Consider the following 23,538-nt stretch of genomic DNA (forward strand, 5'->3'; position numbering starts at 1 on the left):
ACTCCGGCGTCGGGTTCAGTACTTGCGGTCGGCCAGCACGGCCTGCGCGGCTTCGGCGGAGTCGAACGCCTCGCTCGGGACGACGATGTACGACTCGACCTCGTCACCGGCGAGCGCCTTCTCGACGACCTCCATCGCGGTCTCGCCGAACAGCGGGTTGTACTCGTGCACGTAGCTGAGCTGACCGTCGGCGAGCGCCTGCATGGCGTTCTTGGTGCCGTCGATCGTGGCGATCTTCACGTCTTCGCCGACGACGAGGCCGGCTTCTTCGGCCGCCTGCGCGGCGCCGAGGCCCATCTCGTCGTTCTGCGCGAACACGAGCTGGATGTCGTTGTTCGCCGACTTGAGCATCGTCTCGAAGACGCTCTTGCCCTCTTCGGCCGACCAGTTCGCGGTCTGCGCGTCGAGCTTCGTCAGCGCGGCGTCACCGAGGCCCTCGTCGAAGCCCTCGTTGCGCTCGTTCACGACGCCGACGCCGGCCGGACCCTCGAGCACGACGTAGTTGCCGCCATCGGGGAAGGTGGAGGCCGCCCACGTGCCGACCTCCTTCGCGACCTCGACGTTGTCGGGGGCGATGCGGGTGACGTAGAGGCTGTCGTCGTCGGGCTCGATGCCACGGTCGAGCAGGATCACCGGGATCTCGGCCTCCTGCGCTCGCTTGAGGGAGTCCTCCCAGCCCGAGGCCTCGGTCGCCGACAGCAGGATCACGTCGACACCCTCGTCGACGAACGACGTGAACGCGTCGATCTGCGACTTCTGGTCGAGGTTGGTGGCGGGGGCGTACTTGAGCTCGTATCCGGCGTCCTCCGTGAAGGTGTCCTGGATGTTCTGCTCGTTGGCCTCGCGCCACGCGCCTTCGGGGCCGACGGCGACGAAACCGACCGTGGTCAGCTCGTCGGAGCCGCCATCGCCGCCGGCTTCTCCGTCGGTTCCTCCGGACGAGCAGGCGGCAAGGCCGATGGTGAGTGCGCCGGCTGCGACCAGACCGAGCGCGATGCGGATGCGCTTCTTCGCGGACATGTTCTCCTCCTTGAGATGCCGGTAGTCAGCCCGGCAATGGTGGACCTGACGTGGTCCCTTGCGTGAGTGCAGGACAGCGGCACTGCCTATCCTGCGGCGATGTTACCGGGAACAATTTCTGGAACACAAGGATTGTTCCAAAAATCAGGAATGTTCCAGCGGCGAGGTTCTGTTACCGATCACAATTCCGCGTCAGGACCGGGATCCGCGGCGATCATCTCCACCACAGTGTCGACCGTGACACCCGGCCCATTGCTGAGTTCGCCGATCTTCTCGCGGTCTTTCAGCACGATGATGCGGTCGCTCAGGCGCACGACCTCCTCCAGCTCCGAGGAGATGAAGACCACCGCCACCCCGTCGCCGGCGAGCTGACTGATCCGGCGCTGCACGTCGAGCTTGGCCGCGATGTCGATCCCCCGCGTCGGCTCGTCGAGGATGAGCACGTGCGGGCGCACGGCGAGCGCGCGCGCCAGCAGCACCTTCTGCTGCGTCCCCCCGGAGAGCAGTTTGACCGGTCGATCGAGGTCGGCCGGAGACAGATGCAGCGCCTCGACATAGGTGTCGACGATCGCCGCTTCCTCGGCCGCCGACAGCGGGCGCGCCCAACCGCGCAGCGCCTGCAGCGACAGGATCATGTTCTCCCGGGCGGTGAGGTCGCCGATGATGCCCTGCGTGCGTCTACTCTCGGCCGACAGCGCGATGCGGTGGCGCAGCGCGGCCGACGGGCTGCGCAGTTCCACCCGTTCGCCGTCCACCCACAGCTCGCCGCTGTCGGCGCGCGTCGTGCCGCTGAGCAACGACGCGAGCTCGGAGCGCCCGGATCCGCGGAGACCGGCCAGACCCACGATCTCGCCCCGCTGCACCTCGAAGTCGGTTCGTTCGAACTCTCCCCGCCGCCCGACGTCCGTCGCCCGCATCGCCGGCTCTCCGTCCGAGGCGTAGTGATGCGCCTTGCGTTCCGAGCCGAGGGCGCGCAGGCCGTCGAGGTCCTTCCCGAGCATCTTCGAGATGAGGTCAGCCCGCTCGAGATCCCGCGTGGCGTATTCGCCGATCCGTCGACCGCCACGCAGCACGGTCATCCGGTCGCTGATCGCGAAGGCCTGCTCGAGGAAGTGCGTGATGAAGAGGATGGCCACCCCGCGCTCGCGCAGGCCGCGGATCACCCGCATGAGCGTGGCGACCTCCTCCTGGTCGAGGCTCGAGGTCGGCTCGTCGAGGACGAGGACCCGCGGGTCGTCCACGACGGCGCGGGCGAGGGCGACGAGCTGCTTCTGCGCCGGCGTGAGCATCGACAGCGGCGTCTTCGGGTCGAGGTCGTCGAGCCCCAACCGCGACAGGGCACCCGCGGCATCCGCTCGCGTGCGCTTCCAGTCGATGCCGAAGTACCCGCGACGCTCACGGCCCAGCATGACGTTCTCGGCGACGCTGAGGTTCGGGGCCAGCTGCGTCTCCTGGAACACGGTGGCGATGCCGGCGGCGCGACTGTCGGCGACACCGCCGAACCGGCGCGGTTCACCCTCGACGAAGACCACGCCGGCGTCGGGGGCGCGGGTTCCCGTGAGCACCGAGACGAGGGTCGACTTGCCCGCCGCGTTCTCTCCCATCACGGCATGCACCTCACCGGGGAAGAGCCGGAAGTCGACATCGTCGAGCGCGCGCGCCCCGGGGAAGTCGACCGTGATCCCCTGCAGCCGGACGAGCGGCTGCGGGGTGGGCTCGGCGCTCACCGCCCCTCCCGCGGGGCGGCCGACGAGGCACGCGGCACCAGCTCGGTCGGGATGCGGGTCAGCGCCGGGATCTCGCGCCCCTCGATCGCGGCACGGAGCATCTCCACGACGGCGATGCCCAGTGCCCCGAAGTCCTGGCGGACGGTGGTGAGGGGCGGGATGAAGTGACGGGCGAGCGGCACGTCGTCGAAGCCGACGACGCTGATGTCGTTCGGCACGTCGAAGCCCCTGTCGTGCAGGCCGTGGATGAGTCCGATGGCCATGTCGTCGTTGGCCGCGAAGACCGCCGTGTAGTCGGGGAGCCGCTGCAGCCCCCTCGCGAAGTCATAGGCGAAGTCGGCGGACCAGTCCCCCACCACGATCGGCCGCTCGCGGATGCCCCACGACTTGGCCCGGGAGTGGAAGGCCCGCTCCCTGGCGCGCGCGTCCAGCCAGTCCAGCGGTCCGGAGATGTGCAGGATGTCGCGGTGTCCGAGCGCGACGAGGTGATCGACCACGAGCGTCGTCCCGGCGTGCTGGTCGATCGACACCGTGAGGAACGTCGGGTCCGCGTCGGCCTTGACGACGAGCATCGGCACGTTGATCGCGATCCTTCGCAGCGCGGCCACGGACGACGAGCGCGGAGCGATCACGCAGAGAGCATCGACGCCCTGCGTGACGAGGTGGTCCACCGCCTCCTGCGGGGTGAGCGTGTCACCTTCATGGAGCGCGATCGGCGTGACCGAGTAGCCGGCCGCGCGCGACGACATCTCCACCGCGCGCAGGATGCTCGTGGGGCCGTACGCCACCGCGCTCTCGACGATCACGCCGATGCGCTGCGTGCGCTGGGTGGCCAGCGCCCTGGCGACGAGGTTCGGGCGGTAGTCGAGCTCTTCGATGGCCTCGAGCACACGGCGCCGCGTGTCGGGCTTGATGTTCGGGTGGTCGTTCAGCACACGCGAGACGGTCATGTGCGAGACCCCGGCGATCGTCGCGACCTGCCGGATGTTGGGCTTGTCCGAGCCGACGTTCACCATGCGCACCTCCGTCGGCTGCTCCGGTGAATGTTACCGAGAACAACCCAGGGGGTGCAACGACCTCCGCTACAGTCCGAGGCGCTCCAGGTACGGGTTCACCAGGCGGCGCTCCGGGTCGTAGCGGGCGGCGAGCGCGGCGAAGTCGTCCCATCGCGAGTACCGCGAGCGCGTCTCGGCACCGTCGAGCGTGAACACCTTGCCCCAGTGCGGACGAGCGGTCTCGGGCAGCGCGGCCTCGATCGTCGGGAGCAGGGCGCGGACCGCGGCCTCGTCGGGCTTCCAGGTGAAGTGGAGGCCGACGGCATCCGTCCCGTTCGACGAGCTGAGCCACAGGTCGTCCGCGCGCACGGTGCGGATCTCGTTCACGAGCAGCAGCGGCGCGATCTGCCCGGCGAGGGTGCGCACGGCCTGGATCGCGGTGACCGCATCCGCGCGGGGCACGAGGTACTCGCTCTGGATCTCGGCGCCGGCCGACGGCGTGAACTCGAGCTTGAAGTGCGCAAGCCGCTCGAACCACGGACCGGCGACCCCGAGCTGCTCGGTGCACGCGACCGGGTCGACTCCGAGGATCGGATGCCGCTTGCTCACCGCGGGCACCGCGCCGAGCTTCTCGAACAGCGACTCCCGCGCAGCTTCGCGCGCCTCGGGCTGCCGCTGCTTGACCCAGATCTGGTCGACGAAGTCGGTGCGCTCCCAGGTCGAGAACAGGCTCACGCTGGTGCCGATCGAGGTCACATCGTCGAAGTCGGCGAGCACGGCATCCCAGTCCGGCCGCTCGAACACGTGCTGGGCGACCTCGTACGTCGGCTCGACGTCGAGCGTCACGTCGAGCACGGCCCCGAGCGCGCCGAGGCTCACGACCGCACCGTCGAAGTCGGCGTCGCCGCGCTCGAGCGTGCGCGTCTCGCCCGCGGGCGTGAGGATCGTGAGGCCGCGGACCGCACTCGCGAGCGAGCCGATCGCGTCGCCCGAGCCGTGCGTCCCGGTGGCGACCGCCCCCGCGATCGAGATGTGCGGCAGCGAGGCGAGGTTGGCGAGCGCGAGGCCCTCGGCCTCGAGCAGCGGCGCGATGTCGCCGTAGCGGGCGGCGCCTGCGACCTTCACGGCCGTGCGGTTCGTGTTCACCTCGAACACCGCGGGCAGACGGTCGAGCGCGATGAGCACACCGTCGGTGTCGGCGATGTCGTTGAAGCAATGCCGCGACCCGAGGAAGCGCACCGGCCCTCCCTGGCCGAGCAGGGCACCGAGCTCGTCGACCGTCTCCGGGTGCGCGATCGTCGAGGCCCGGTACGTGAGGTTGCCTGCCCAGTTGCGTTCGGTGGTCATGGCGCCATGATAGCCAGGGCAGCGGCGACTACATCGATGTACTCCATCCGCTCCCGGCCTCGACGCTAGGCTGACCGGATGACAGCGCAGCCGCCGCCCCGCGCCACGATGAAGGATGTCGCGGCCCTCGCCGGGGTGTCGACGAAGACCGTCTCGAACGTGGTCACCGGCACGGTTCCCGTCAACGACAGCACGCGTGCCAAGGTCGAGTCGGCGATGGCGCAGCTCGACTTCGTGCCCAACCTCAGCGCCAGGGGGCTGCGCAAGGGACGCTCCGGGATCATCGCCGTCGCCCTCCCCGACCTCGCCACGGCATTCTCGGCCGAGCTCGTGCACCGCATCGTCGAGGCCGCGCACGAGCGGGGTCTCGCCGTGCAGATCGAGGAGACGGCGTCCGAGCCCGAGCGCGAGAAGGAGCTGGTGTCCCGCGCGCGGGCGCACCTGGTGGACGGCCTGATCCTCAACCCGATCCGCCTCGAGGACAGCGTGCTGAAGTACGCCGACCGCCTCCCGCCGCTCGTGGTGATCGGCGAGGTGGAGCAGAACCGCGCCGACCACGTGCGCATCGACAGTCGGCAGGCCGCGGCCGATGCCACGCGTCACGTGCTCTCCCGCGGCGCGACCCGTGTCGCGGTGGTCGGCGCCGACGACGATCCGTCGATCGCCACTGCCACCAGCCGCCTGCGCCTCGAGGGCGTGCACGATGCGCTCCGAGAAGCGGGCATCCCCCGGGATCCGGCCCTCGAGATCAACCGGCTGCCGTGGTCGATGGGCGGTGGTGCGGATGCCGTGCGCATGCTGCTCGAGCGTCGCGTGCCCTTCGACGCGATCGTCGCGTTCACGGATTCACTCGCGCTCGGGGCGCTGCACACACTGCACGACAACGGCATCCGCGTGCCGGACGACGTGATCGTGACCGGTTTCGACGACGTCGAGTTCTCGCGGTACACCTCGCCGGCGCTCACCTCGGTGGCGTTCGATCGGCAGGCGTTCGCGATCGCGGCGCTCGGTCTGCTCGAGTCGCGCATGGACGACCGGGCCGCTCCCCCGCGCGCCCTCACCCTCCCGCATCACCTGCTGGAGCGCGCGAGCACGCAGGGCCGCCCGCGCGGCTACCGTCCCTGACACCCGCCCACTCCTCGGCCCCGATCTGATGCTTGCGCGGTCGATTACATCGATGTAATGATGAGGCGACCCCCGCACAGTCACGAAGGAGTGACGATGACACCCCCACTCGATCTGTCCCGCCGGCAGTTCCTCACCGCCGCCTCGCTCGCCGCCGGCACGGCGCTGCTCGCCGGTTGCGCGCCCGGCACGACCCCCGGCTCCGGCCCGCAGACCCTGCAGTTCTGGCACCTTCTCTCGGGCGGTGACGGCGTGACGATGTCGTCGCTGCTCGATCAGGTCAACGGCGCGCAGTCCGCGTTCCGCATCCGCCCGACCGTGCTCGCCTGGGGCACCCCGTATTACACGAAGCTCGCGATGGCGGGCGCCGGCGGCCGCGCCCCCGACGTCGCCATCATGCACGCGACGCGCACGGTCGGCTGGGCGCCCGGCGGCCTGCTCGACACCTGGGACCTGGACCGTCTCGCCGAGCTCGGCGTCGACAGCACGAAGTTCCCGAAGCCGATCTGGGAGAAGGGCTTCGTGGGCGACGACATGTACAGCGTCGCGCTCGACGCCCACCCCTTCGTGATGATGTTCAACACCGACGTGTGCGATGCCGCCGGGGTCCTCGACTCGGACGGAAAGCTGCAGGAGACGACCTCGCCCGAGGAGTTCCTCGAGCAGCTGCGCACCGTGAGCGGCACCGCATCCGGACACGCCCTCTCGTACGGCTACCTCGGCGACGGCGCGCAGATGTGGCGCCTGTTCTACACCTTCTACTCGCAGCACGGCGGCGCCATGGAGCTGCCCGCCGGCGGCCCCGCCGTGATCGACAAAGACGTCGCGGTCGAATCGCTCACGCTCATGCAGACCTTGCTCGACGGCGAGATCGCGGCCGCCCAGAACGACTACGGCAGCGCCATCGCCGAGTTCGCCACCGGCAAGAGCGGCATGCTCTTCACCGGAGTCTGGGAGCTGCGCACCATGCAGGCCGCCGGCATCCCGTTCGACGCGACCATGATCCCGACGCTCTACGGCACCCCGGCTGTCTACGCCGACTCGCACTCCTTCGTCCTCCCGCACCAGTCCAGTGCCGACCCCGTGCGTCGCGATCTCACCTACGAGTTCGTCGCCGACATGCTGAAGAACTCCTTCGGCTGGGCCGAGGCCGGCCACATCCCCGCGTTCCTCCCCGTGACCGAATCCCCCGAGTACGCCGACCTCATCCCCCAGGCGAACTACGCCGAGGCAGCGCAGCACGTCGTGTACGACCCGACCGCGTGGTTCACCGGCTCGGGCTCCAACTTCCAGGCCGAGTTCGGTGCCGCCGTGCAGAACGTGCTGCTCTCGGGCGACGACCCGGCGGCCGCGATCGACCGCTTCGAGGCACGGGTGAACACCCTGCTCCGACAGCCGAACCCGGCAGACCCCGAAGGGACGTTCGGATCATGACCTCCGCCACCGACTCCACCCGCACGATCGTCACCGGGTCCCGCACCACCCCGCGCGGACGCCGCGCCGGCTCCCGCAACCGCGAGCAGCTCATCAGCTGGGTCTTCCTCGCACCGTTCCTCGTGGCCTTCGCCCTGTTCCTCGTCTGGCCGATCATCCACGGATTCATCCTCAGCTTCACCGACCAGTCCCTCACCGGGGCCGGCGGCTCGTTCATCGGATTCGCCAACTACGCCGAGGCGTTCGTCGATCCGAAGATGTGGCAGTCGATGGGCAACACCGTCTGGTTCACGCTGCTCTCCACGGTGCCCCTCGTCGTGATCGCCCTCGCGATGGCGGCCCTCGTCGACCGCGGCATCCCCGGCCAGTGGCTGTGGCGCCTGTCGTTCTTCATGCCGTTCCTGCTCGCCTCCACCGTGATCTCGCAGATCTGGGTCTGGATCTTCAACCCCCAGGTGGGTGCCGCCAACAACATCCTCGAGTTCTTCGGTCTCGAGCCGCTCGCGTGGCTGCAGAACCCCGAGACCAACATGCTGTCGATCGTGATCGCGACCGTGTGGTGGACGGTCGGCTTCAACTTCCTGCTCTACCTCGCGGCCATGCAGAACATCCCACCGCAGCAGTACGAGGCCGCCTCCCTCGACGGCGCCGGCGCCTGGCGCCAGTTCTGGTCCATCACGCTCCCGCAGCTGGGACCGGCGACGGTGCTCATCCTGATCCTGCAGATCCTCGCCTCACTCAAGCTGTTCGATCAGGCGTACCAGATGCTCGGCGGGGTCGCGAGCGACACCACCCGCTCGATCGTGCAGTACATCTACGAGGCCGGTTTCGTCAGCTACCGGTTCGGCTACTCGGCCGCCATCTCCTACGTCTTCTTCGCCCTCATCGTCATCCTCGGCGTCGCGCAGGCCCTGATCACGCGCCGCCGGAAGGAGCAGTTCTGATGTCCACCGCCACCGCATCCCCCCTCGCATCCACCGCCACCGAGACGATCACGACGGCGTCGTCGCGTCGCCCCCGGCGCTCGCACCTGCCCGGGCAGAAGCCGTTCGGACCGCTCCGCATCACCGCCTTCGTCGTGCTGCTGCTGCTCGCCATCGGCTGGCTGCTGCCGTTCCTCTGGGCGGTCGCGACCGCGTTCAAGACCGAGACGGATGCCGCATCCGGCGACCCCGGCTGGATCGGCGCGAGCGGACCCACCATCGAGGCGTTCACCGCGATCCTCTCGCAGGGCAACGTCTACACCTGGGCGCTGAACAGCCTGCTCACCTCCGTGGCGATCACCGTGATCACCCTGGCGATCTCGGCACTCGCGGCCTACGCCTTCTCGCGCCTGGACTTCACTGGACGCAAGTGGCTGTTCGTGGTGATCATCGCCTCGATCGTCGTGCCGCCGCAGGTGCTGATCATCCCCCTGTTCTACGAGATGCTCGCGTTCAACATGGTCGACACCTACTGGGGTCTGATCCTGCCGCAGGTCGTGGCACCCGCGATGGTGTTCATCCTCAAGCGGTTCTTCGACGCCATCCCGATCGAGCTGGAAGACGCGGCGCGCGTCGACGGCGCCGGCCGGTTCCGGATCTTCTGGTCGATCGTGCTGCCGCTCTCCCGTCCGATCATGGCCTCGGTCGCGATCTTCGTGTTCATCAGCGCGTGGAACAACTTCCTCTGGCCGTTCCTCGTGATCAACGACACCACGCTGATGACGCTGCCGGTCGGACTCCAGACCGTGATCAGCGCCTACGGCGTGCAGTACGCCCAGGTCATGGCGCAGGCGGTGCTCGCGGCGCTGCCGCTCATCATCGTGTTCATGATCTTCCAGAAGCAGATCGTCAAGGGAGTCGCGACGAGCGGCTTCGGCGGTCAGTAGTCCCCCACCCGGCTCGAGAGCCAGAAATCTAGGAGAGCAATGTCTCAGGCCCGCATCACCATCGACCGCGACTTCACGATCGCCGACGTCCCCCGGAGGCTCTTCGGCTCGTTCGTCGAGCACATGGGGCGCTGCGTCTACACCGGCATCTACGAGCCGGGGCACCCGCAGGCCGACGAGCGCGGTTTCCGGCAGGACGTGCTGGCGCTCGTGAAGGACATGGGACCGACCGTGGTCCGCTACCCCGGCGGCAACTTCGTCTCGGGCTACCGCTGGGAAGACGGCGTCGGCCCGGTCGAGGACCGGCCGGTGCGCATCGACGGCGCCTGGCACACGATCGAGACGAACGCCTTCGGCCTGCACGAGTTCATGGACTGGGCGAAGGAGGCGGATGTCGAGGTGATGGAGGCCGTCAACCTCGGCACCCGCGGCGTCGAGGAGGCGCGCGCGCTCGTCGAGTACGCCAACCACCCCGGCGGCACGTACTGGTCGGACCTGCGCCGCAAGAACGGCGCCGAGCGGCCCTTCGACATCAAGCTGTGGTGCCTGGGCAACGAGCTGGACGGCCCCTGGCAGATCGGCGGCAAGACCGCGACCGAGTACGGGCGGCTCGCCCAGGAGTCCGCCAAGGCGATGCGTCTGGTCGACCCGTCGATCGAGCTCGTCGCCGTCGGCTCGTCGGGGCGGACGATGCCGACGTTCGGCACCTGGGAGCACACGGTTCTCACCCACGCCTACGACGAGGTCGACTTCATCTCGATGCACGCGTACTACCAGGAGCACGACGGCGACGCCGAGTCGTTCCTCGCCGAGTCCGTCGACATGGACGCGTTCATCGAGGGTGTCATCGCCACGATCGACGCGGTCAAGGCGTCCGGCAAGCACACGAAGCAGGTCGACATCTCGTTCGACGAGTGGAACGTGTGGGACCAGGTGAAGTACAACGACGTCGAGGCCAAGGAGATCGAGAACGCCGGGTGGCGCCAGCATCCGCGACTCATCGAAGACACCTACTCGGTGACGGATGCCGTCGTGGTCGGCACCCTGCTGAACAGCCTGCTGCGCCACGGCGACCGCGTGAAAATCGCCAACCAGGCGCAGCTCGTGAACGTTATCGCCCCGATCCGCTCGGAGGAGAACGGTCCGGCCTGGCGGCAGACGAGCTTCTGGCCGTTCGAGCGGATGGCTCGGCTCGCGAAGGGCCGCATCCTGCGCCTCGCGGTGTCGGCTCCGCAGATCGAGACGAAGCGCTACGGCGGGGTCGACGCGGTCGACGCCGCCGCCACCTGGGACGAGGCGACCGGACGCGTGGTCGTGTTCGTCGCGAACCGCTCGCTCGACGAGTCGAGCGATCTGACGATCGACCTGCACGGACTCGGCGACCTGCGCGTGGTCACCGCCGAGACCCTGACCATCCCCGAGGGTGGCGACCGCCACACGTCGAACCTCGAGACCACGCCCGACAGCGTGCACATGGTGCCGCTCGGGGCGGCCGAGGTCGTCGACGGCGCCGTGCGTGCGACGCTGCCGCCACTGTCGTGGTCGGTGATCGAGCTCGACGTCGCTCGGGCCTGAGACGTCCGGCGGGCTCGGCGACCTCGCGGTCGCCGAGCCCGCGGGACGCACGCGATCACGGCGCTCAGGGCAACCACTCTCAGGGCCAGTCGACGGCCTCCAGGACCGGCCAGGCGCCGTCCGAGGCGTTCGCGATGACGGTCCCCGTCACGCTCGATTCGGGGTCGTGCCAGGTGCGCGCCGAGACTCCGGCGTCGTACCCCTCGAGGATCACGGTGCCCGATTCCCATCCGCGCCAGAAGCCCCGCGCGTAGCGCATGTTCTCGTCCTCGACCTCGTTCAGCGGTTCGGTGAGCACGGCCAGCATCTGCGCGCTCACGATCCGGTGATCGAACAGCGCCGTCCAGAACGCGTGCAGATCGGCGGCCGTCGTGGCCGCGCCGCCGTCTCCGCTCCCGCGCACCGGCAGGTGGAGCACGTTCGTGCGGTCGTCGGTGTCGCCCAGGTACCCGAGAGCGAGATCCCCCGGCATGTCGTCGGTGCGGGGATATCCGCTCGACGCCATCCCGGCGGGAGCGAAGACGCGCTCCTGGACGAGCTCGTGGAACGGCGTCTTCGACGCGCGCTCCGCCACCAGCGCCAGCAGCACGAAACCGCTGTTGCAGTAGGCGAATCGCGAGCCCGGCGCGCTCACCTGCGGCCGGCCGTCGAGCACCGGCACGAACGCCTCGGTGTTGTCGAGCTCATGCAGGGGGCGGTCGATCACGTAGTCGGTGATCGAACCGCTCGACTCGTCGATGTAGTCGCCGATGCCCGACGTGTGGGACAGCAGGTGCTCGACCGTGACGGTGTCGTCGACGAGCGGGAGATCGTCGCCGAGGAAGGGCCTCACCAGGCCGTCGAGCGCGAGCGTCCCGTCATCGACGAGCGCTCCGATCGTGACCGCGGTGAAACCCTTCGCGATGCTGGCGACGCCGCACCGGCTCTCCGCCGCCATCGGCAGGCCGTGGGCGCGGTCCGCGAGCCCGTACCCGCGGGCGAACGGTTCTTCGCCGGGACGGTCGACGCGGATCACCCCGCTGAATCCATTGGCTTCGGCGGCCTCGTGCAGGGCCAGTGCGACAGCTGTTCTCGCAGTGGTCATGTGTCCGTACCCCTTCTCGTACTCGTCTTCGCTGACGGGTCTTCTCTTACTCGTTTCCGATCGCGGCGGTGGTCGCCCGCACGACCAGTCTGGTGGGTAGCGTGACGTGCATCTCCTCCACGGGCTGCCCGGCGAGGAGGGCGAAGACCATCTCGGCCGCCACCGACCCCAGGCGTCGCATCGGCTGCTGGATCGTGGTGAGCGGCAGGGCGCGGCGGGAGGCCTCCGGCACGTCGTCGAAACCGACCACCGAGAGGTCTTCCGGCACCCGGAGCCCGAGCTCGTGCGCGACCTCGATCACGGCGATGGCCGAGAGGTCGTTCGCGGCGAACACGGCCGTGGGCCGGGAGGGTCCGGCCAGCAGGATCCGCGCCGAGTCCCTCGTGGTCTCGAGCTCGTAGCGACCGGAGCGGATCAGATCGGGATCGACCGGGATGCCGGCGTCGCTCAGCGCGCGTCGATATCCGGCATCGCGCAGGCCCGCGGATCGCAGATCGGGGCGCCCGCCCAGGAAGCTGATCCGGCGGTGCCCGAGGTCGAGCAGGTGCCGGGTCGCCGTCAGCGCGCCGCCGAAGCTGTCCGACTCGACGGTCGGCAGGTCGGCGCGGCCGGTGTGCGGGTCGATCGCGACGACGGGGATCTCGGTCGACGCGCCGACGACCGTGGGGGTGACCATGATCGCGGCGTCGATGAGGGTGCCGGAGAGCCGACTGAGTGACCGCCGCTCCCACCCTTCGCCCTGTCCATGCCGCGAACCGCTGTACGCCAGCAGGTCGAAGGCGGTGTCGTGCACGGCCGCGCCGACGCCCTTGAGGATCTCGGCGCTGAACGGCTCGAAGTCGGCCAGGAGCACCCCGATCACGCCCGTGCGTCTAGCCCGCATGCTGCTCGCCACCAGGCTCGATTCGTAGCCCAGTTCCTGCACCACATCGAGCACGCGCCGGACCGTCGCATCCGCTATCCCGTAGCGTCCGTTCACCGCCTTCGACACGGTCGACACCGAGACGCCGGCGGCCTTCGCGACGTCGTGGATCGTGGTTCTCCCGCTCATGGTCGCCCAGCGTATCCGGGGATGCCGCCCGCATGGAAACTGTTTTCGAAAACGTTTGACGGTCCTCACGAACGACAGCAGACTGCAACGCGACGCGGTCACACCCCCTGATGCCGCGGCGCCTGCAGAGACGCGGCGCAACTCTCGATGAGGAGAACCATCACATGAACAGCACACGGCGTTCCTTGATCTCCGCGGCCGCGATAGCCGCCGTCGGAACTCTCGCACTCAGCGGGTGCACGGCCAGCACCCCCGACGGCGGAGGTGGTGGCGACGCCGCCATGACGCTCTGGCACAACTCCACCACCGGACCCGGCGTGGAGTTCTGGGAGCAGACCGTCGCCGACTTCGAGAAGGAGAACCCCGGGGTCACGATCGAGATCCAGTCGATCCAGAACGAAGACCTCGACGGCAAGCTCCAGACCGCGCTCAACTCCGGCGATGCTCCCGACATCTTCCTGCAGCGCGGTGGCGGAAAGATGGCCGCGATGGTCAAGGCCGGCCAGCTCAAGGACCTGACCGACTCGATCAGCGGTGGCGCTGCCGAGGAGATCTCCGACGCCGCCTACTCGGCCAGCAGCCTGGACGACAAGATCTATGCGATGCCGGTGGCCGTGCTCCCCGGCGGACTCTTCTACAGCCAGGACCTGTTCGACGAGGCCGGCATCACCGAGAACCCCACCACGATGGACGAGCTCGAGGCCGCCACCGAGAAGCTCAAGGCCGCCGGCATCGACCCGGTCGCCCTCGGCGCGAAGGATGCCTGGCCCGCAGCCCACTGGTACTACTGGCTGGCGCTGCGCGAGTGCAGTGCCGAGACGCTCGCCAAGGCCGCCGACGAGATGAACTTCGACGACGACTGCTGGGTGCGCGCGGGCGAAGACCTGCAGGTGTTCGCGGCCACCGAGCCGTTCAACTCCGGCTTCCTCACCACCACCGCCCAGCAGGGCGCGGGCAGCTCGGCCGGGCTCATCGCCAACCACCAGGCCGGCATGGAGCTCATGGGCGCGTGGAACCCCGGCGTCATCGGATCGCTCACGCCCGACCAGAAGCCGCTGCCCGACCTGTCGTGGTTCCCGTTCCCCGAGGTCGAGGGCGGCGACGGTGAGGCAGGGTCCATGATGGGCGGCGTCGACGGATACTCGTGCTCGGTGGATGCGCCCGACGCCTGCGTCGACTTCCTCAACTACCTCGGCACGTCCGACGTGCAGACCGCCTACTACAAGGCGTTCAACGCCCCGCCGGTGAACACGGTGGCGCAGGAGGCAGTGACCGAGCAGTATCTCAAGGACATCCTCGCGGCCTACAACGCGGCGCCGTACGCGACGCAGTGGCTCGACACGGTCTACGGACAGAACGTGGGCAACGCGCTCAACGTCGCCGTGGTCAACATGCTCGCCGGTCAAGGAACCCCGGAGGACATCGTCAAGGCCGTCCAGGATGCCGCAGCCAAGGCATAAGGCGGCCGCCCGGCTGGAAGTGATCCTTCTGGCCGGGCCCGCCCTCCTGGTCTTCCTCGCCTTCGTCATCTTCCCGGTGCTGATGGCGGGCTACTACGGCTTCTTCAGCTGGCAGGGTTACGGCCCGCCCACCGACTTCGTCGGGTTGAAGAACTATCTGACGATCCTGCAGGATCCGCTGTTCCACGATGCGCTGGCCCACAACGGGTTCATCCTCGTGTTCTCGCTCATCCTGCAGGGACCGGCGGCGATCCTCCTCGCGCTCCTGCTCAACCGGCGGATGCGCGGCCAGTCGCTGATCCGCGTGCTGATCTTCATCCCCTACGTGATCTCCGAGGTCGTGGTGGGCACGGGCTGGAGCCTGATGCTGCAGACCAGCGGCGCGTTCAACGACCTGCTGGAGAAGATGGGCCTCGGGTTCCTCGCAAACGACTGGCTCTCGAACCCGGACATCGCGATCTGGACGCTGATGGTGATCATCACCTGGAAGTACGTCGGGTTCGCGGTGATCCTGTTCCTCGCGGGGCTCCAGGGCATTCCGGAGGAGCTGCACGAGGCGGCCTCGATCGACGGCGCCTCGTACTGGCAGATCCAGTGGCGCATCACGCTGCCGCTGCTCGCGCCGACCCTGCGCATCTGGGCGTTCCTTTCGATCATCGGCTCGCTGCAGCTGTTCGACCTGGTCTACATCATCTGGGGGCAGTACATCGCCTCCACCGCCGGCACCTCGACCATGGCGACCTACATGGTCTCCGAGGGGCGCAACGCCGGCAACTTCGGGTACGGCAACGCGGTCGCGGTCGTCCTGTTCCTGATCTCGCTCGTCGTGGCACTGATCTACCAGCGCGCGGTGCTGCGTCGCGACACGGACGGCGCCCTCACCGGCGCCCCTGCACGGAAGAAGAGGACGACGCGATGACCGCCACCTCGGTACTCGTCACCCAGCGACCCGGACGCGCCGGGCGCCCCGGACGCGCTCCGCGCCCGCGGCCACCCTGGGCCAACCCGACCGTCTACTTCGTCGCGCTGATCGTCGTCGGGCTCATGCTCGCCCCGATCGCGTACATCATCATCGGCGGATTCCGCACGAACGCGCAGATCACGACCGACCCGTCGGGAATGCCGCAGCCGTGGGTGTTCTCCAACTACTTCGACGTCATCACCGGTGGCGTGTTCTGGCGGCAGGTGCTCAATTCCACCATCGTCGCCCTCGCCACCACGATCGGTGTCGTCGCGCTGGGGCTGATGGCCGCGTACGTGCTCGCCCGCTACCGGTTCGCCGGCCGCGGAGTGCTCTACGCGTTCTTCGCCGCGGGGCTCATGTTCCCGCTGACGGTCGCGATCACCCCGCTGTACATCGTGGTGCGCAGCCTCGGGCTGATGAACTCGCTCGGCGGGGTCATCCTGCCGCAGATCGCCTTCGCCCTCCCGACGACGATCATCATCCTGGTCCCGTTCCTGCGCGCCATCCCCGACGAGATCCAGGAGGCGGCGTTCATCGACGGATGCAGCCGGATCGGCTTCTTCTGGCGCATGGTGCTGCCCCTCTCGATCCCCGGTGTGATCACCACCGGCATCCTCGCGTTCATCGGCAGCTGGAACGGATACCTCCTCCCGCTGTTCGTGCTCAACGATGCGGCGGCGTTCACCCTCCCGCTGGGCGTGCAGTCGTTCGCGTCGCAGTACTCGGTCGACACCGCGAAGGTCCTCGCCTTCACCTCGCTGTCGATGATCCCCGCCCTGATCTTCTTCAGCCTCTTCGAGCGCCGCATCGTCGGCGGACTGACTGGCGCGGTCAAGGGCTGACGATGTCGACGCAGACCCCACAGAAAGAGACGCACGTGCTCGCTCCCACACCCCGCCCCCGATTCTCCGCGCGCGTCGAGGGTCTCCTCGAGCAGATGACGCTCGAGGAGAAGCAAGCGCAGCTCGTCGGCTTCTGGGTGGATCAGGGAGACGAGCTCGTCGCCCCGATGGCCGGCGAGAAGAAGACCTCGACCCGCTACGAGGATGCGACGGCGCACGGCATCGGCCACCTGACGCGCGTGTACGGCACGCGCCCGGTCGACCCGATCGAGCGCGCGCAGTGGCTGTGGGGTGAGCAGGCACGGCTGCAGCGCGAGACCCGGCTGGGCATCCCTGCCCTCGTGCACGAGGAGTGCCTGACCGGCCTGGCCGCCTGGCAGGCGGCGACCTTCCCGACCCCGCTCGCGTGGGGCGCATCCTTCGATCCCGAGCTGGTCGAGGAGGTGGGGCGGGCGATCGGATCGTCGATGCGGACACTCGGCATCCATCAGGGACTCGCTCCCGTGCTCGACGTCGTCCGCGATCCGCGGTGGGGGCGCGTCGACGAGTGCATCGCCGAGGACCCGCTGCTCGTGGGAACCGTCGGCACCGCCTACGTCCGCGGCCTGCAGTCGGAGGGCGTGCACGCCACCCTCAAGCATTTCGTCGGATACTCGGCGTCGACCGCGGGCCGCAATCACGCGCCGGTGCACGCCGGGCGGCGGGAGATCGAGGATGTGCTGCTCCCGCCGTTCGAGATGGCCGTGCGCGAGGGCGGGGTGCGCAGCGTCATGAACTCGTACACCGACATCGACGGGGTGCCGGTGGCCGCTGATCCGTACTACCTCGACGAGGTGCTGCGCGGACGCTGGGGGTTCGACGGGGTGGTCGTGTCGGACTACTTCGCCGTGGACTTCCTGCAGAGCATGCACCACGTCGCGGCCGACTCCGCGCAGGCCGCCGCTCTGGCGATCACCGCCGGGATCGACGTGGAGCTCCCCTCGCCGGACGCGTACACGACCCTCGCCACGCAGGTGCGCGACGGGTCGCTGGAGCAGAGCATCCTGGACCGGGCGGTCGGACGCGTCCTGACGCAGAAGGAGGAGCTGGGACTGCTGGATGCCGACTTCACGGTCGCGCCCGCCGCGATCGACCTGGATTCCCCCGAGCACCGCGCACTCGCCCGCCGACTCGCGGAGGAGTCGATCGTGCTGCTGAGCAACGACGGCGTACTGCCGCTGGATGCCTCCGGTGCGCCACGGATCGCGGTCATCGGACCGAACGCCGACAGCGCGGAGGCTCTCATGGGCTGCTATTCGTTCGTGAACCACGTGCTCGCGCACCACCCCGAGGTGCCCGCCGGCATCGCCCTGCCGAGCGTGCTCGACGGACTCCGTGCCGAGCTCCCCGCAGCCACCATCACCCATGTCGTCGGCGGCGAGGTCGAGGGCGAGGACCGCAGTGGATTCCCGGCCGCGGTCACCGCCGCTGGCGAGGCCGACGTGGCGATCGTCGTGGTCGGCGACCGGGCCGGACTCTTCGGACGCGGCACGGTCGGCGAAGGCAACGACGTCGACTCGCTGGAACTCCCCGGGGTGCAGCGCGCCCTGGTCGAGGCCGTCGTCGCGACCGGCACCCCGGTGGTCGTCGTCGCGCTCACCGGTCGCCCGTACGCGCTGGACTGGGCACTGCCGCATCGGGAGTCGGGCGCCGGACTGACCGCCGGCCTGGGGTCGGTGAACTCGCCTACTCCGTCCGGCACTGCCGCCACCGAGAAGCGCTCGCTCCCGGCGGCCGTGCTGCAGGCGTTCTTCCCCGGCGAAGAAGGAGGCCCGGCCGTCGCGGCCGTGTTGAGCGGGGCCGTCGCCCCGTCGGGACGGCTCCCGGTGTCGCTGCCGCGGTCGGCGGGCGTGCAGCCCTATTCGTACCTGCATCCCGCGCTCGGTGGACGCACGGACGTGTCGAGCGTCGATCCGTCGCCGGCGCGGCCGTTCGGGTTCGGACTCGGCTACACGACCTTCGCGCACGAGCAGCTGACGTCCGACGCGACGGTCGGTGCGGGCGCGGAGTTCCGGGCCTCGGTGCTCGTCCGCAACTCCGGCACCCGCGCGGGCACCGACGTCGTGCAGTTGTATGCGCACGACGAGGTCGCGAGCGTGGCCCGCCCGGTCGCGCAGCTGATCGGGTTCCAGCGGGTCTCGCTGGAAGCGGGCGCGGAGCAGCGCGTGGAATTCACGGTTCCCACGGAGCGCCTCGCGTTCACGGGCGTCGACGGAATCCGGAGGGTGGAACCGGGGCGGATCCGGCTGTGGGTCGGGGGCGCCTGTGACGACGAGGAGACTTCGACCGCGATCGAGATCGTCGGCTGAGAGCTCTCAGTACATCTCCCCGACGGGGACCGGAACGTCGAGCACGTTGCCCGGCTGCGCGAGCGGGCACGCCCACGCCGGGTCGTAGGCGCAGGACGGGTTGTAGGCGAAGTTGAAGTCGAGCACGATCGTGCCGCCTGCGGCATCCGATCCCAGGTCGGCGCCCTTGATGGTGTCGATCAGGTAGCGACCGCCGCCGTACGTTCCGCCCTCGCGTCCGGCGAGCGCGTCACGCACCGGGATGAACAGGCCCCCGCCGTAGGTGGTGAGTCGCCAGACGTCGAGCGATCCGGCATCGGGGATCTCGACCCGGCCGATGCGCTCGAACGGTACGACACCGTCGGTCCCCGTCGCGAAGTCGAAGCCGCCGGGATCGGCGGGCAGGATCGGCAGCTCGAAGCGCCAGTCCGGATCGTAGGACGCGAGGGGCAGACCCTCGAACAGCGGCCGGTCCTCGGGCAGCAGCGGCGTCGCGGGGTGGTGGAGCATCAGCTCGTCGCGCTCCATCCGCCACAGCTCGTGAGCGTCTTCAGGCGAGTCGGCGAGACGCACGGCGTCGTACAGGGCGAAGACCCGTCGGCGCCAGTCGGCGACTTCGAGGGCGGTGCGGGCGCTCGTGCGGGTGCTCGTCATGCGTCCAGGCTACGGGCCGGGCAGCGGGTGCGAGGCGGATCCGGCGATCATCTCGGCGTACCCCTCTTCGTAGGTGGGGTAGTCGAGACGCCCGAGCAGCGAGTGGAGCAGCGACCCGTCGTACACGAACCCGCGCGGGCCGTCGGATGCCTCGTCGGGTGGAACAGCGACGCCCAGCTCCCCGGCGAGGAAGCGGACGACGTCACCGAGAGGTGCCGGTCGTTCGTCGACCGCGTGTACCAGCCGCGGCGGGTCGTCGGTGCGCAGCAGCAGGTCGAGCGTGCGCACGAGGTCGGTCTCGTGGATGCGGTTCGTGAGCCGGGAGTGGTCGACCGCCGCGCCCTCGCGGACCTTACGCAGCAGGAACTCGCGACCGGGACCGTAGATCCCCGCCGGTCGCACGACCACGGCGTCGAACAGTTCGGCCGCCGCCCGCTCGCCGTCACGGAGCCCCCGCGAGCGCTCGGTCTCGGCCGCGGGCTCGTCCTGCTCGGTGAGAGGACGGTCGGCCGTGAAGGCACTCCCTTCGAAGACACCGGTCGACGACACGAACACGGTGCGAGCGGGCATTGCCGGCAGGGCATCCCGGAGGTGGCCGAGCGCCGTGCGATAGGAGTGTTCCGCGGCGCCCGGCGGCAACGTGATCACGATCGCGTCGACGGCGGGCAGCGGCGTCGTGAGCGGCTGGGAGAGATCAGCGCGGATGCCGACCACGCCGGCGGGCAGCTCCCCGTCACTCCGCCGCAGAGCGAAGACCTCACCGCCGTCGTTGAGAAGCCGTGGCGCCAGGCGCGCGCCGAGCTTGCCGAATCCGACCAGGAGTGTGCGCCGCGGCGCCGGAGTGGTGTCCATCGGTTCCAGGCTCCCACAGGTCCCACACACGCAGAAGCGCCGCACCCTCCGAAGAGGATGCGGCGCTTCGGCCGTGCAGCGCGCGTTACTCCGCTGCGGCGATCTTCTTGGCGTCGTCCGTGTTGAGCACGCGGAACAGGATCGCGGCGATCACGGCGCCCACGACCGGGGCGGCGATGTAGAGCCAGAGCGAGCTCCACGCGAAGTGACCGCTGACCGAGAGGCCGAGCGCGACGGCCGGGTTGAAACCGCCGCCCGAGATCGATCCGACCGTGGCCGCGCCCACGAACACGGTCGCACCGATCGCGAGGCCGTAGAAGGAGTTGCCCGCGGTGTCCTTCGAGGTGGCCGTGTTGAGCACGACCCACACGAGGATCAGCGTGAACAGCGCCTCGACGAGGAAGGCCGGGCCGACCTCGATGACCATGGCCTCTGCGCCGGCCGGCCAGACCGACATGCTGACGAGTGCGGCCACCGCGCCACCGACGAACTGTGCGACGAGGTAGGCGATGAAGTCGGCGACGCTGAGGCCGCCGCGCAGGAACACACCGACCGAGACGGCCGGGTTGAGGTGGGCGCCCGAGATGTGACCCGTGGAGAACACGAGCACCATCAGGGTGAAACCGATCGCGAGGGGCGTCAGCGGACTGTCGCTGTTCACCGCCGCGATGATCGCGAGAACGAAGAGGAAGGTGGCGACCGCTTCTGCGAGCGCCTTGCGTGCCGTACCAGTCATGAGAGAGCCCTTTGCTTGGGAATTCCGGAGAGGGGAAGTCACCCGTTTGCCCGCGCACCCTGGCCGACGCACCCCTCGTGCGGCACCGACGCTATCGCTGCGCGCACCGGAATATCGGGAAGCCGCGCGGTATTGCTGTGAATTCCCTGAACTCAGGTGCGTGCCCCGATCGCGGCGACATCCACAGCGTCCGGATGCCGGAATCACGCCGGTGATGTCAACCCCGTGGCCCGCGCTCCCCCCTTCCCCGTAGCGTGCGAGGATGACCAGCGAGACTGCCTCCGGCGCCGAGGCCCCCACGCGGCTGAGACGAGCGATCACCGGCCCGCTGCTGTTCGCCTTCATCCTCGGAGATGTGCTCGGTGCGGGCATCTACGCGCTGATGGGCGTGCTCTCCGAGAAGGTGGGCGGCATGCTGTGGGCGCCGCTGCTCCTGGCGCTGCTGCTCGCCATGCTCACCGCCGGCTCCTACGCCGAACTGGTCACCAAGTACCCACGCGCGGGCGGGGCCGCGGTCTTCGCCGAGCGCGCGTTCCACAGCCCGCTCGTCTCGTTCCTCGTGGGCTTCAGCATGCTCGCGGCGGGTGTGACCAGCGCGGCGGGGCTCGCCATCGCGTTCGCGGGCGACTACCTGGGCACCTTCCTCGACCTGCCGACCATCCCGGTCGCCATCGCCTTCCTCGCCCTGGTCGGACTGCTGAACGCCCGCGGCATCCGCGAGTCCCTGGGGGCCAACCTCGTGATGACCGCGATCGAGCTCAGCGGACTCGTGATCGTCATCGCCGTGGTCGCGATCTTCCTCGGCGGCGGAGGCGGTGACGTGTCACGCGTGACCCAGGCGCCCGAGGGCACGAGCGTCGCCATGGCCGTGCTCTCGGGAGCCGTCATCGCGTACTACTCGTTCGTCGGCTTCGAGACCTCCGCCAACATGATCGAGGAGGTGAAGGATCCGCGGCGCACCTACCCGCGTGCCCTGTTCGGAGCACTCATCACCGCCGGCGCCGTCTACGTCCTCGTCGGCCTCGCGAGCTCGATCGCCCTCCCGCCCGCCGAGCTGCAGGAGTCCAGCGGCCCGCTGCTCGCCGTGGTCGAAGCCACCGGCGTCAGCATCCCCTCCTGGCTGTTCAGCCTCATCGCCCTCGTCGCCGTCGCGAACGGCGCCCTGCTGACCATGATCATGGTCAGCCGCCTGACCTACGGCATGGCCGAGCAGGGCCTGCTGCCGCCGGTGCTCGGCCGCGTGCTCCCGAAACGGAAGACACCGTGGGTCGCGATCCTCACCACCACGCTCGTCGCGATGGGGCTGACCCTCGTCGGCGATCTGGCGACGCTCGCCGAGACCGTGGTCCTGCTGCTCCTGGTCGTCTTCCTCAGCGTGAACATCTCGGTGCTGGTCCTCCGGCGGGATCACGTCGAGCACGATCACTTCCGGGTGTGGACGTTCGTCCCCGTGCTCGGCATCGCCTCGTGCATCCTGCTGCTCACCCAGCAGCGCCCGGTCGTCTGGCTCTTCGGTGCGATCCTGCTCGCCGTCGGCGGCGTGCTGTACCTGCTGGCCCGCTGGAACCGGAAGCGCACCGGCGGCGCACCGCTCGGGACCGGCCCGAAACCTGACACCGAAACCGACCCGAAGGAGAATCATGAGCACGCCTGAGAACAGCGCCGAAGACATGACGAGCGCCGAGAAGCGCCACGATCAGCTCACCGCTGCGCCGGATGCGACCGAGGCCGACGCCGCCCCGCGCATCGAGGTCAGCGAGCACGACGGCAACACCCGGATCGACATCGCCCCCGACGCTCCGGTGCGTCCGGGGCCCGGCCCCGGAGTCGAGACCGACGACTGAGCCGCGGTTCAGACCCCGGCGGTCGCGCCGATCCGCTCCTGTGTGCTCGTGACGGTCGCGAACCCGCGTGCCGAGAGGATGCTCTCGGTGCGGCGCATGAGATCCTCCCCCGACACCGCGGCGAGCGCACCGTGAGCCGGGATGGCGGAGGTGGTCGTCGCATCCGTCACGAACTCGACCTCGAAGCCGAGGTCGGCGGCGATACGGGTGGTCGTCTCGCAGCACTGCTCCGTGCGGATGCCGCAGACGACGACGCGGCCGATGCCGGCGCGCCGCAGTCGCTCCTCGAGATCGGTGGACCCGAACGCGTTGACGGTCGTCTTGGTGACGGCGTCCTCGGACTCCCGAGGCTCGAGCTCCTCGATCACCCGCACGAACCCGTTGGCGGGATCGAACACGCCCCCGGTGCCCGGTTCGGAGTGGGTGACCCACACGACCGGGTCGCCGACTTCGCGGGCGTGCGCGACGAGGAGTGCGATGTTGTCGAGCACTGCCGGGTTCGCGGTCGCCGCCCAGTCGTCGGCGCGCTGGCGGAACGACTCCTGCGCGTCGATGACCAGCAGGGCGGTGTCGGGAGAAGTCGTCATGGACTCATCGTGATCGCCGCCGAGGCGCCGGGCAAGATCCGATC

At 69.3% G+C, this 23,538-nt stretch carries 21 protein-coding genes; 11 read left to right on the forward strand and 10 right to left on the reverse strand.

Translation table 11 applies throughout. The features are described from left to right. Positions 1-15 precede the first annotated feature (15 nt). From GZ67_RS0107005 to GZ67_RS0107020, 4 genes are all read right to left on the reverse strand, one after another. A complete protein-coding gene (locus GZ67_RS0107005; protein ID WP_029264415.1) occupies positions 16-1,020 on the reverse strand; it encodes a substrate-binding domain-containing protein in 1,005 nt (334 codons plus the stop codon). Positions 1,021-1,199: 179 nt separating this feature from the next. Further along, a complete protein-coding gene (locus GZ67_RS0107010) occupies positions 1,200-2,747 on the reverse strand; it encodes a sugar ABC transporter ATP-binding protein (protein WP_029264414.1) in 1,548 nt (515 codons plus the stop codon). Then, positions 2,744-3,763: a LacI family DNA-binding transcriptional regulator gene (locus GZ67_RS0107015; RefSeq protein ID WP_029264413.1), complete on the reverse strand. Its 1,020-nt coding sequence runs from the start codon at positions 3,761-3,763 to the stop codon at positions 2,744-2,746. The genes GZ67_RS0107010 and GZ67_RS0107015 overlap by 4 nt, the downstream gene beginning before the upstream one ends. A gap of 66 nt (positions 3,764-3,829) precedes the next feature. After that, complete coding sequence (locus GZ67_RS0107020) at positions 3,830-5,089, reverse strand: D-arabinono-1,4-lactone oxidase (protein ID WP_029264412.1); 1,260 nt, start codon at positions 5,087-5,089, stop codon at positions 3,830-3,832. 78 nt (positions 5,090-5,167) lie between these two features. Here GZ67_RS0107020 and GZ67_RS0107025 point away from each other — a divergent pair, with 78 nt between their 5' ends. The 5 genes from GZ67_RS0107025 to arfA all read left to right on the forward strand — a co-directional run bounded on the left by GZ67_RS0107025 (position 5,168) and on the right by arfA (position 11,093). Continuing rightward, positions 5,168-6,214, forward strand: coding sequence for a LacI family DNA-binding transcriptional regulator (locus GZ67_RS0107025; RefSeq protein WP_029264411.1), 1,047 nt, complete (start codon positions 5,168-5,170; stop codon positions 6,212-6,214). 96 nt (positions 6,215-6,310) lie between these two features. After that, on the forward strand, positions 6,311-7,648 hold the full coding sequence (locus GZ67_RS0107030) for a substrate-binding domain-containing protein (RefSeq protein WP_029264410.1): 1,338 nt from the start codon (positions 6,311-6,313) through the stop codon (positions 7,646-7,648). Beyond that, positions 7,645-8,592, forward strand: coding sequence for a carbohydrate ABC transporter permease (locus tag GZ67_RS0107035; RefSeq protein WP_029264409.1), 948 nt, complete (start codon positions 7,645-7,647; stop codon positions 8,590-8,592). The genes GZ67_RS0107030 and GZ67_RS0107035 overlap by 4 nt, the downstream gene beginning before the upstream one ends. Beyond that, entirely contained in the window at positions 8,592-9,518 is a 927-nt protein-coding gene (locus tag GZ67_RS0107040) for a carbohydrate ABC transporter permease (protein WP_029264408.1), read from the forward strand. The genes GZ67_RS0107035 and GZ67_RS0107040 overlap by 1 nt, the downstream gene beginning before the upstream one ends. 39 nt (positions 9,519-9,557) lie before the next feature. Next, a complete protein-coding gene (arfA, locus tag GZ67_RS0107045; protein WP_029264407.1) occupies positions 9,558-11,093 on the forward strand; it encodes an arabinosylfuranosidase ArfA in 1,536 nt (511 codons plus the stop codon). 79 nt (positions 11,094-11,172) lie between these two features. Here arfA and GZ67_RS0107050 read toward each other — a convergent pair whose 3' ends face one another. Together GZ67_RS0107050 and GZ67_RS0107055 are read right to left on the reverse strand one after the other, a co-directional pair. Continuing rightward, complete coding sequence (locus GZ67_RS0107050; RefSeq protein WP_051662405.1) at positions 11,173-12,177, reverse strand: serine hydrolase domain-containing protein; 1,005 nt, start codon at positions 12,175-12,177, stop codon at positions 11,173-11,175. Positions 12,178-12,223: 46 nt separating this feature from the next. Continuing rightward, entirely contained in the window at positions 12,224-13,228 is a 1,005-nt protein-coding gene (locus GZ67_RS0107055) for a LacI family DNA-binding transcriptional regulator (protein ID WP_029264405.1), read from the reverse strand. Between the two features lie 164 nt (positions 13,229-13,392). On the opposite strand from GZ67_RS0107055, the gene GZ67_RS0107060 reads away from it, so the two are divergent. From GZ67_RS0107060 to GZ67_RS0107075, 4 genes are read left to right on the forward strand one after another with little or no spacing between them, the layout of a single operon-like run. Then, a complete protein-coding gene (locus GZ67_RS0107060; RefSeq protein WP_029264404.1) occupies positions 13,393-14,688 on the forward strand; it encodes an extracellular solute-binding protein in 1,296 nt (431 codons plus the stop codon). Then, the gene (locus GZ67_RS0107065; protein ID WP_051662406.1) at positions 14,669-15,607 is read left to right on the forward strand and encodes a carbohydrate ABC transporter permease; all 939 of its coding nucleotides are present in this window, start codon (positions 14,669-14,671) and stop codon (positions 15,605-15,607) included. The genes GZ67_RS0107060 and GZ67_RS0107065 overlap by 20 nt, the downstream gene beginning before the upstream one ends. Further along, positions 15,604-16,494: a carbohydrate ABC transporter permease gene (locus tag GZ67_RS0107070; RefSeq protein ID WP_029264402.1), complete on the forward strand. Its 891-nt coding sequence runs from the start codon at positions 15,604-15,606 to the stop codon at positions 16,492-16,494. The genes GZ67_RS0107065 and GZ67_RS0107070 overlap by 4 nt, the downstream gene beginning before the upstream one ends. A gap of 2 nt (positions 16,495-16,496) precedes the next feature. Then, positions 16,497-18,842: a glycoside hydrolase family 3 N-terminal domain-containing protein gene (locus tag GZ67_RS0107075; RefSeq protein WP_081859922.1), complete on the forward strand. Its 2,346-nt coding sequence runs from the start codon at positions 16,497-16,499 to the stop codon at positions 18,840-18,842. A gap of 6 nt (positions 18,843-18,848) precedes the next feature. Here the strand turns inward: GZ67_RS0107075 and GZ67_RS0107080 are convergent, their stop codons facing one another. The 3 genes from GZ67_RS0107080 to GZ67_RS0107090 all read right to left on the reverse strand — a co-directional run bounded on the left by GZ67_RS0107080 (position 18,849) and on the right by GZ67_RS0107090 (position 21,063). Next, complete coding sequence (locus tag GZ67_RS0107080; protein ID WP_029264400.1) at positions 18,849-19,475, reverse strand: DUF1684 domain-containing protein; 627 nt, start codon at positions 19,473-19,475, stop codon at positions 18,849-18,851. A gap of 9 nt (positions 19,476-19,484) precedes the next feature. Further along, a complete protein-coding gene (locus GZ67_RS0107085) occupies positions 19,485-20,327 on the reverse strand; it encodes a sugar nucleotide-binding protein (RefSeq protein ID WP_029264399.1) in 843 nt (280 codons plus the stop codon). Positions 20,328-20,412: 85 nt separating this feature from the next. After that, on the reverse strand, positions 20,413-21,063 hold the full coding sequence (locus GZ67_RS0107090) for an MIP/aquaporin family protein (protein ID WP_029264398.1): 651 nt from the start codon (positions 21,061-21,063) through the stop codon (positions 20,413-20,415). 262 nt (positions 21,064-21,325) lie between these two features. Between GZ67_RS0107090 and GZ67_RS0107095 the strand changes: the two genes are divergently transcribed. Beyond that, positions 21,326-22,717 (forward strand): APC family permease, encoded by a 1,392-nt coding sequence (locus tag GZ67_RS0107095; protein ID WP_029264397.1) that lies wholly within the window; start codon positions 21,326-21,328, stop codon positions 22,715-22,717. Then, positions 22,704-22,907 carry a hypothetical protein gene (locus tag GZ67_RS0107100; protein WP_029264396.1) on the forward strand — a complete coding sequence of 68 codons (204 nt, stop codon included), beginning with the start codon at positions 22,704-22,706 and terminating at the stop codon, positions 22,905-22,907. Before GZ67_RS0107095 ends, GZ67_RS0107100 begins: the two co-directional genes overlap by 14 nt. 8 nt (positions 22,908-22,915) lie before the next feature. Here GZ67_RS0107100 and GZ67_RS0107105 read toward each other — a convergent pair whose 3' ends face one another. Next, positions 22,916-23,494 carry an isochorismatase family protein gene (locus GZ67_RS0107105; RefSeq protein ID WP_029273833.1) on the reverse strand — a complete coding sequence of 193 codons (579 nt, stop codon included), beginning with the start codon at positions 23,492-23,494 and terminating at the stop codon, positions 22,916-22,918. Between the last annotated feature and the right edge of the window lie 44 nt (positions 23,495-23,538).

The sequence above is a fragment of the Microbacterium sp. Cr-K20 genome, assembly GCF_000708325.1.
Classification (GTDB): Bacteria; Actinomycetota; Actinomycetes; order Actinomycetales; family Microbacteriaceae; genus Microbacterium.

Bases quoted from the DNA above. Each gene is read 5' to 3' on its own strand.
- GZ67_RS0107090 (WP_029264398.1), bottom strand. From the start codon at position 21,063: ATGACTGGTACGGCACGCAAGGCGCTCGCAGAAGCGGTCGCCACCTTC.
- GZ67_RS0107080 (WP_029264400.1), bottom strand. From the start codon at position 19,475: ATGACGAGCACCCGCACGAGCGCCCGCACCGCCCTCGAAGTCGCCGAC.
- GZ67_RS0107095 (WP_029264397.1), top strand. From the start codon at position 21,326: ATGACCAGCGAGACTGCCTCCGGCGCCGAGGCCCCCACGCGGCTGAGA.
- GZ67_RS0107025 (WP_029264411.1), top strand. From the start codon at position 5,168: ATGACAGCGCAGCCGCCGCCCCGCGCCACGATGAAGGATGTCGCGGCC.
- GZ67_RS0107100 (WP_029264396.1), top strand. From the start codon at position 22,704: ATGAGCACGCCTGAGAACAGCGCCGAAGACATGACGAGCGCCGAGAAG.
- GZ67_RS0107085 (WP_029264399.1), bottom strand. From the start codon at position 20,327: ATGGACACCACTCCGGCGCCGCGGCGCACACTCCTGGTCGGATTCGGC.
- GZ67_RS0107050 (WP_051662405.1), bottom strand. From the start codon at position 12,177: ATGACCACTGCGAGAACAGCTGTCGCACTGGCCCTGCACGAGGCCGCC.
- GZ67_RS0107030 (WP_029264410.1), top strand. From the start codon at position 6,311: ATGACACCCCCACTCGATCTGTCCCGCCGGCAGTTCCTCACCGCCGCC.
- GZ67_RS0107040 (WP_029264408.1), top strand. From the start codon at position 8,592: ATGTCCACCGCCACCGCATCCCCCCTCGCATCCACCGCCACCGAGACG.
- GZ67_RS0107105 (WP_029273833.1), bottom strand. From the start codon at position 23,494: ATGACGACTTCTCCCGACACCGCCCTGCTGGTCATCGACGCGCAGGAG.
- GZ67_RS0107015 (WP_029264413.1), bottom strand. From the start codon at position 3,763: ATGGTGAACGTCGGCTCGGACAAGCCCAACATCCGGCAGGTCGCGACG.
- GZ67_RS0107020 (WP_029264412.1), bottom strand. From the start codon at position 5,089: ATGACCACCGAACGCAACTGGGCAGGCAACCTCACGTACCGGGCCTCG.
- GZ67_RS0107060 (WP_029264404.1), top strand. From the start codon at position 13,393: ATGAACAGCACACGGCGTTCCTTGATCTCCGCGGCCGCGATAGCCGCC.
- GZ67_RS0107070 (WP_029264402.1), top strand. From the start codon at position 15,604: ATGACCGCCACCTCGGTACTCGTCACCCAGCGACCCGGACGCGCCGGG.
- GZ67_RS0107055 (WP_029264405.1), bottom strand. From the start codon at position 13,228: ATGAGCGGGAGAACCACGATCCACGACGTCGCGAAGGCCGCCGGCGTC.
- arfA (WP_029264407.1), top strand. From the start codon at position 9,558: ATGTCTCAGGCCCGCATCACCATCGACCGCGACTTCACGATCGCCGAC.
- GZ67_RS0107075 (WP_081859922.1), top strand. From the start codon at position 16,497: ATGTCGACGCAGACCCCACAGAAAGAGACGCACGTGCTCGCTCCCACA.
- GZ67_RS0107065 (WP_051662406.1), top strand. From the start codon at position 14,669: ATGCCGCAGCCAAGGCATAAGGCGGCCGCCCGGCTGGAAGTGATCCTT.
- GZ67_RS0107005 (WP_029264415.1), bottom strand. From the start codon at position 1,020: ATGTCCGCGAAGAAGCGCATCCGCATCGCGCTCGGTCTGGTCGCAGCC.
- GZ67_RS0107035 (WP_029264409.1), top strand. From the start codon at position 7,645: ATGACCTCCGCCACCGACTCCACCCGCACGATCGTCACCGGGTCCCGC.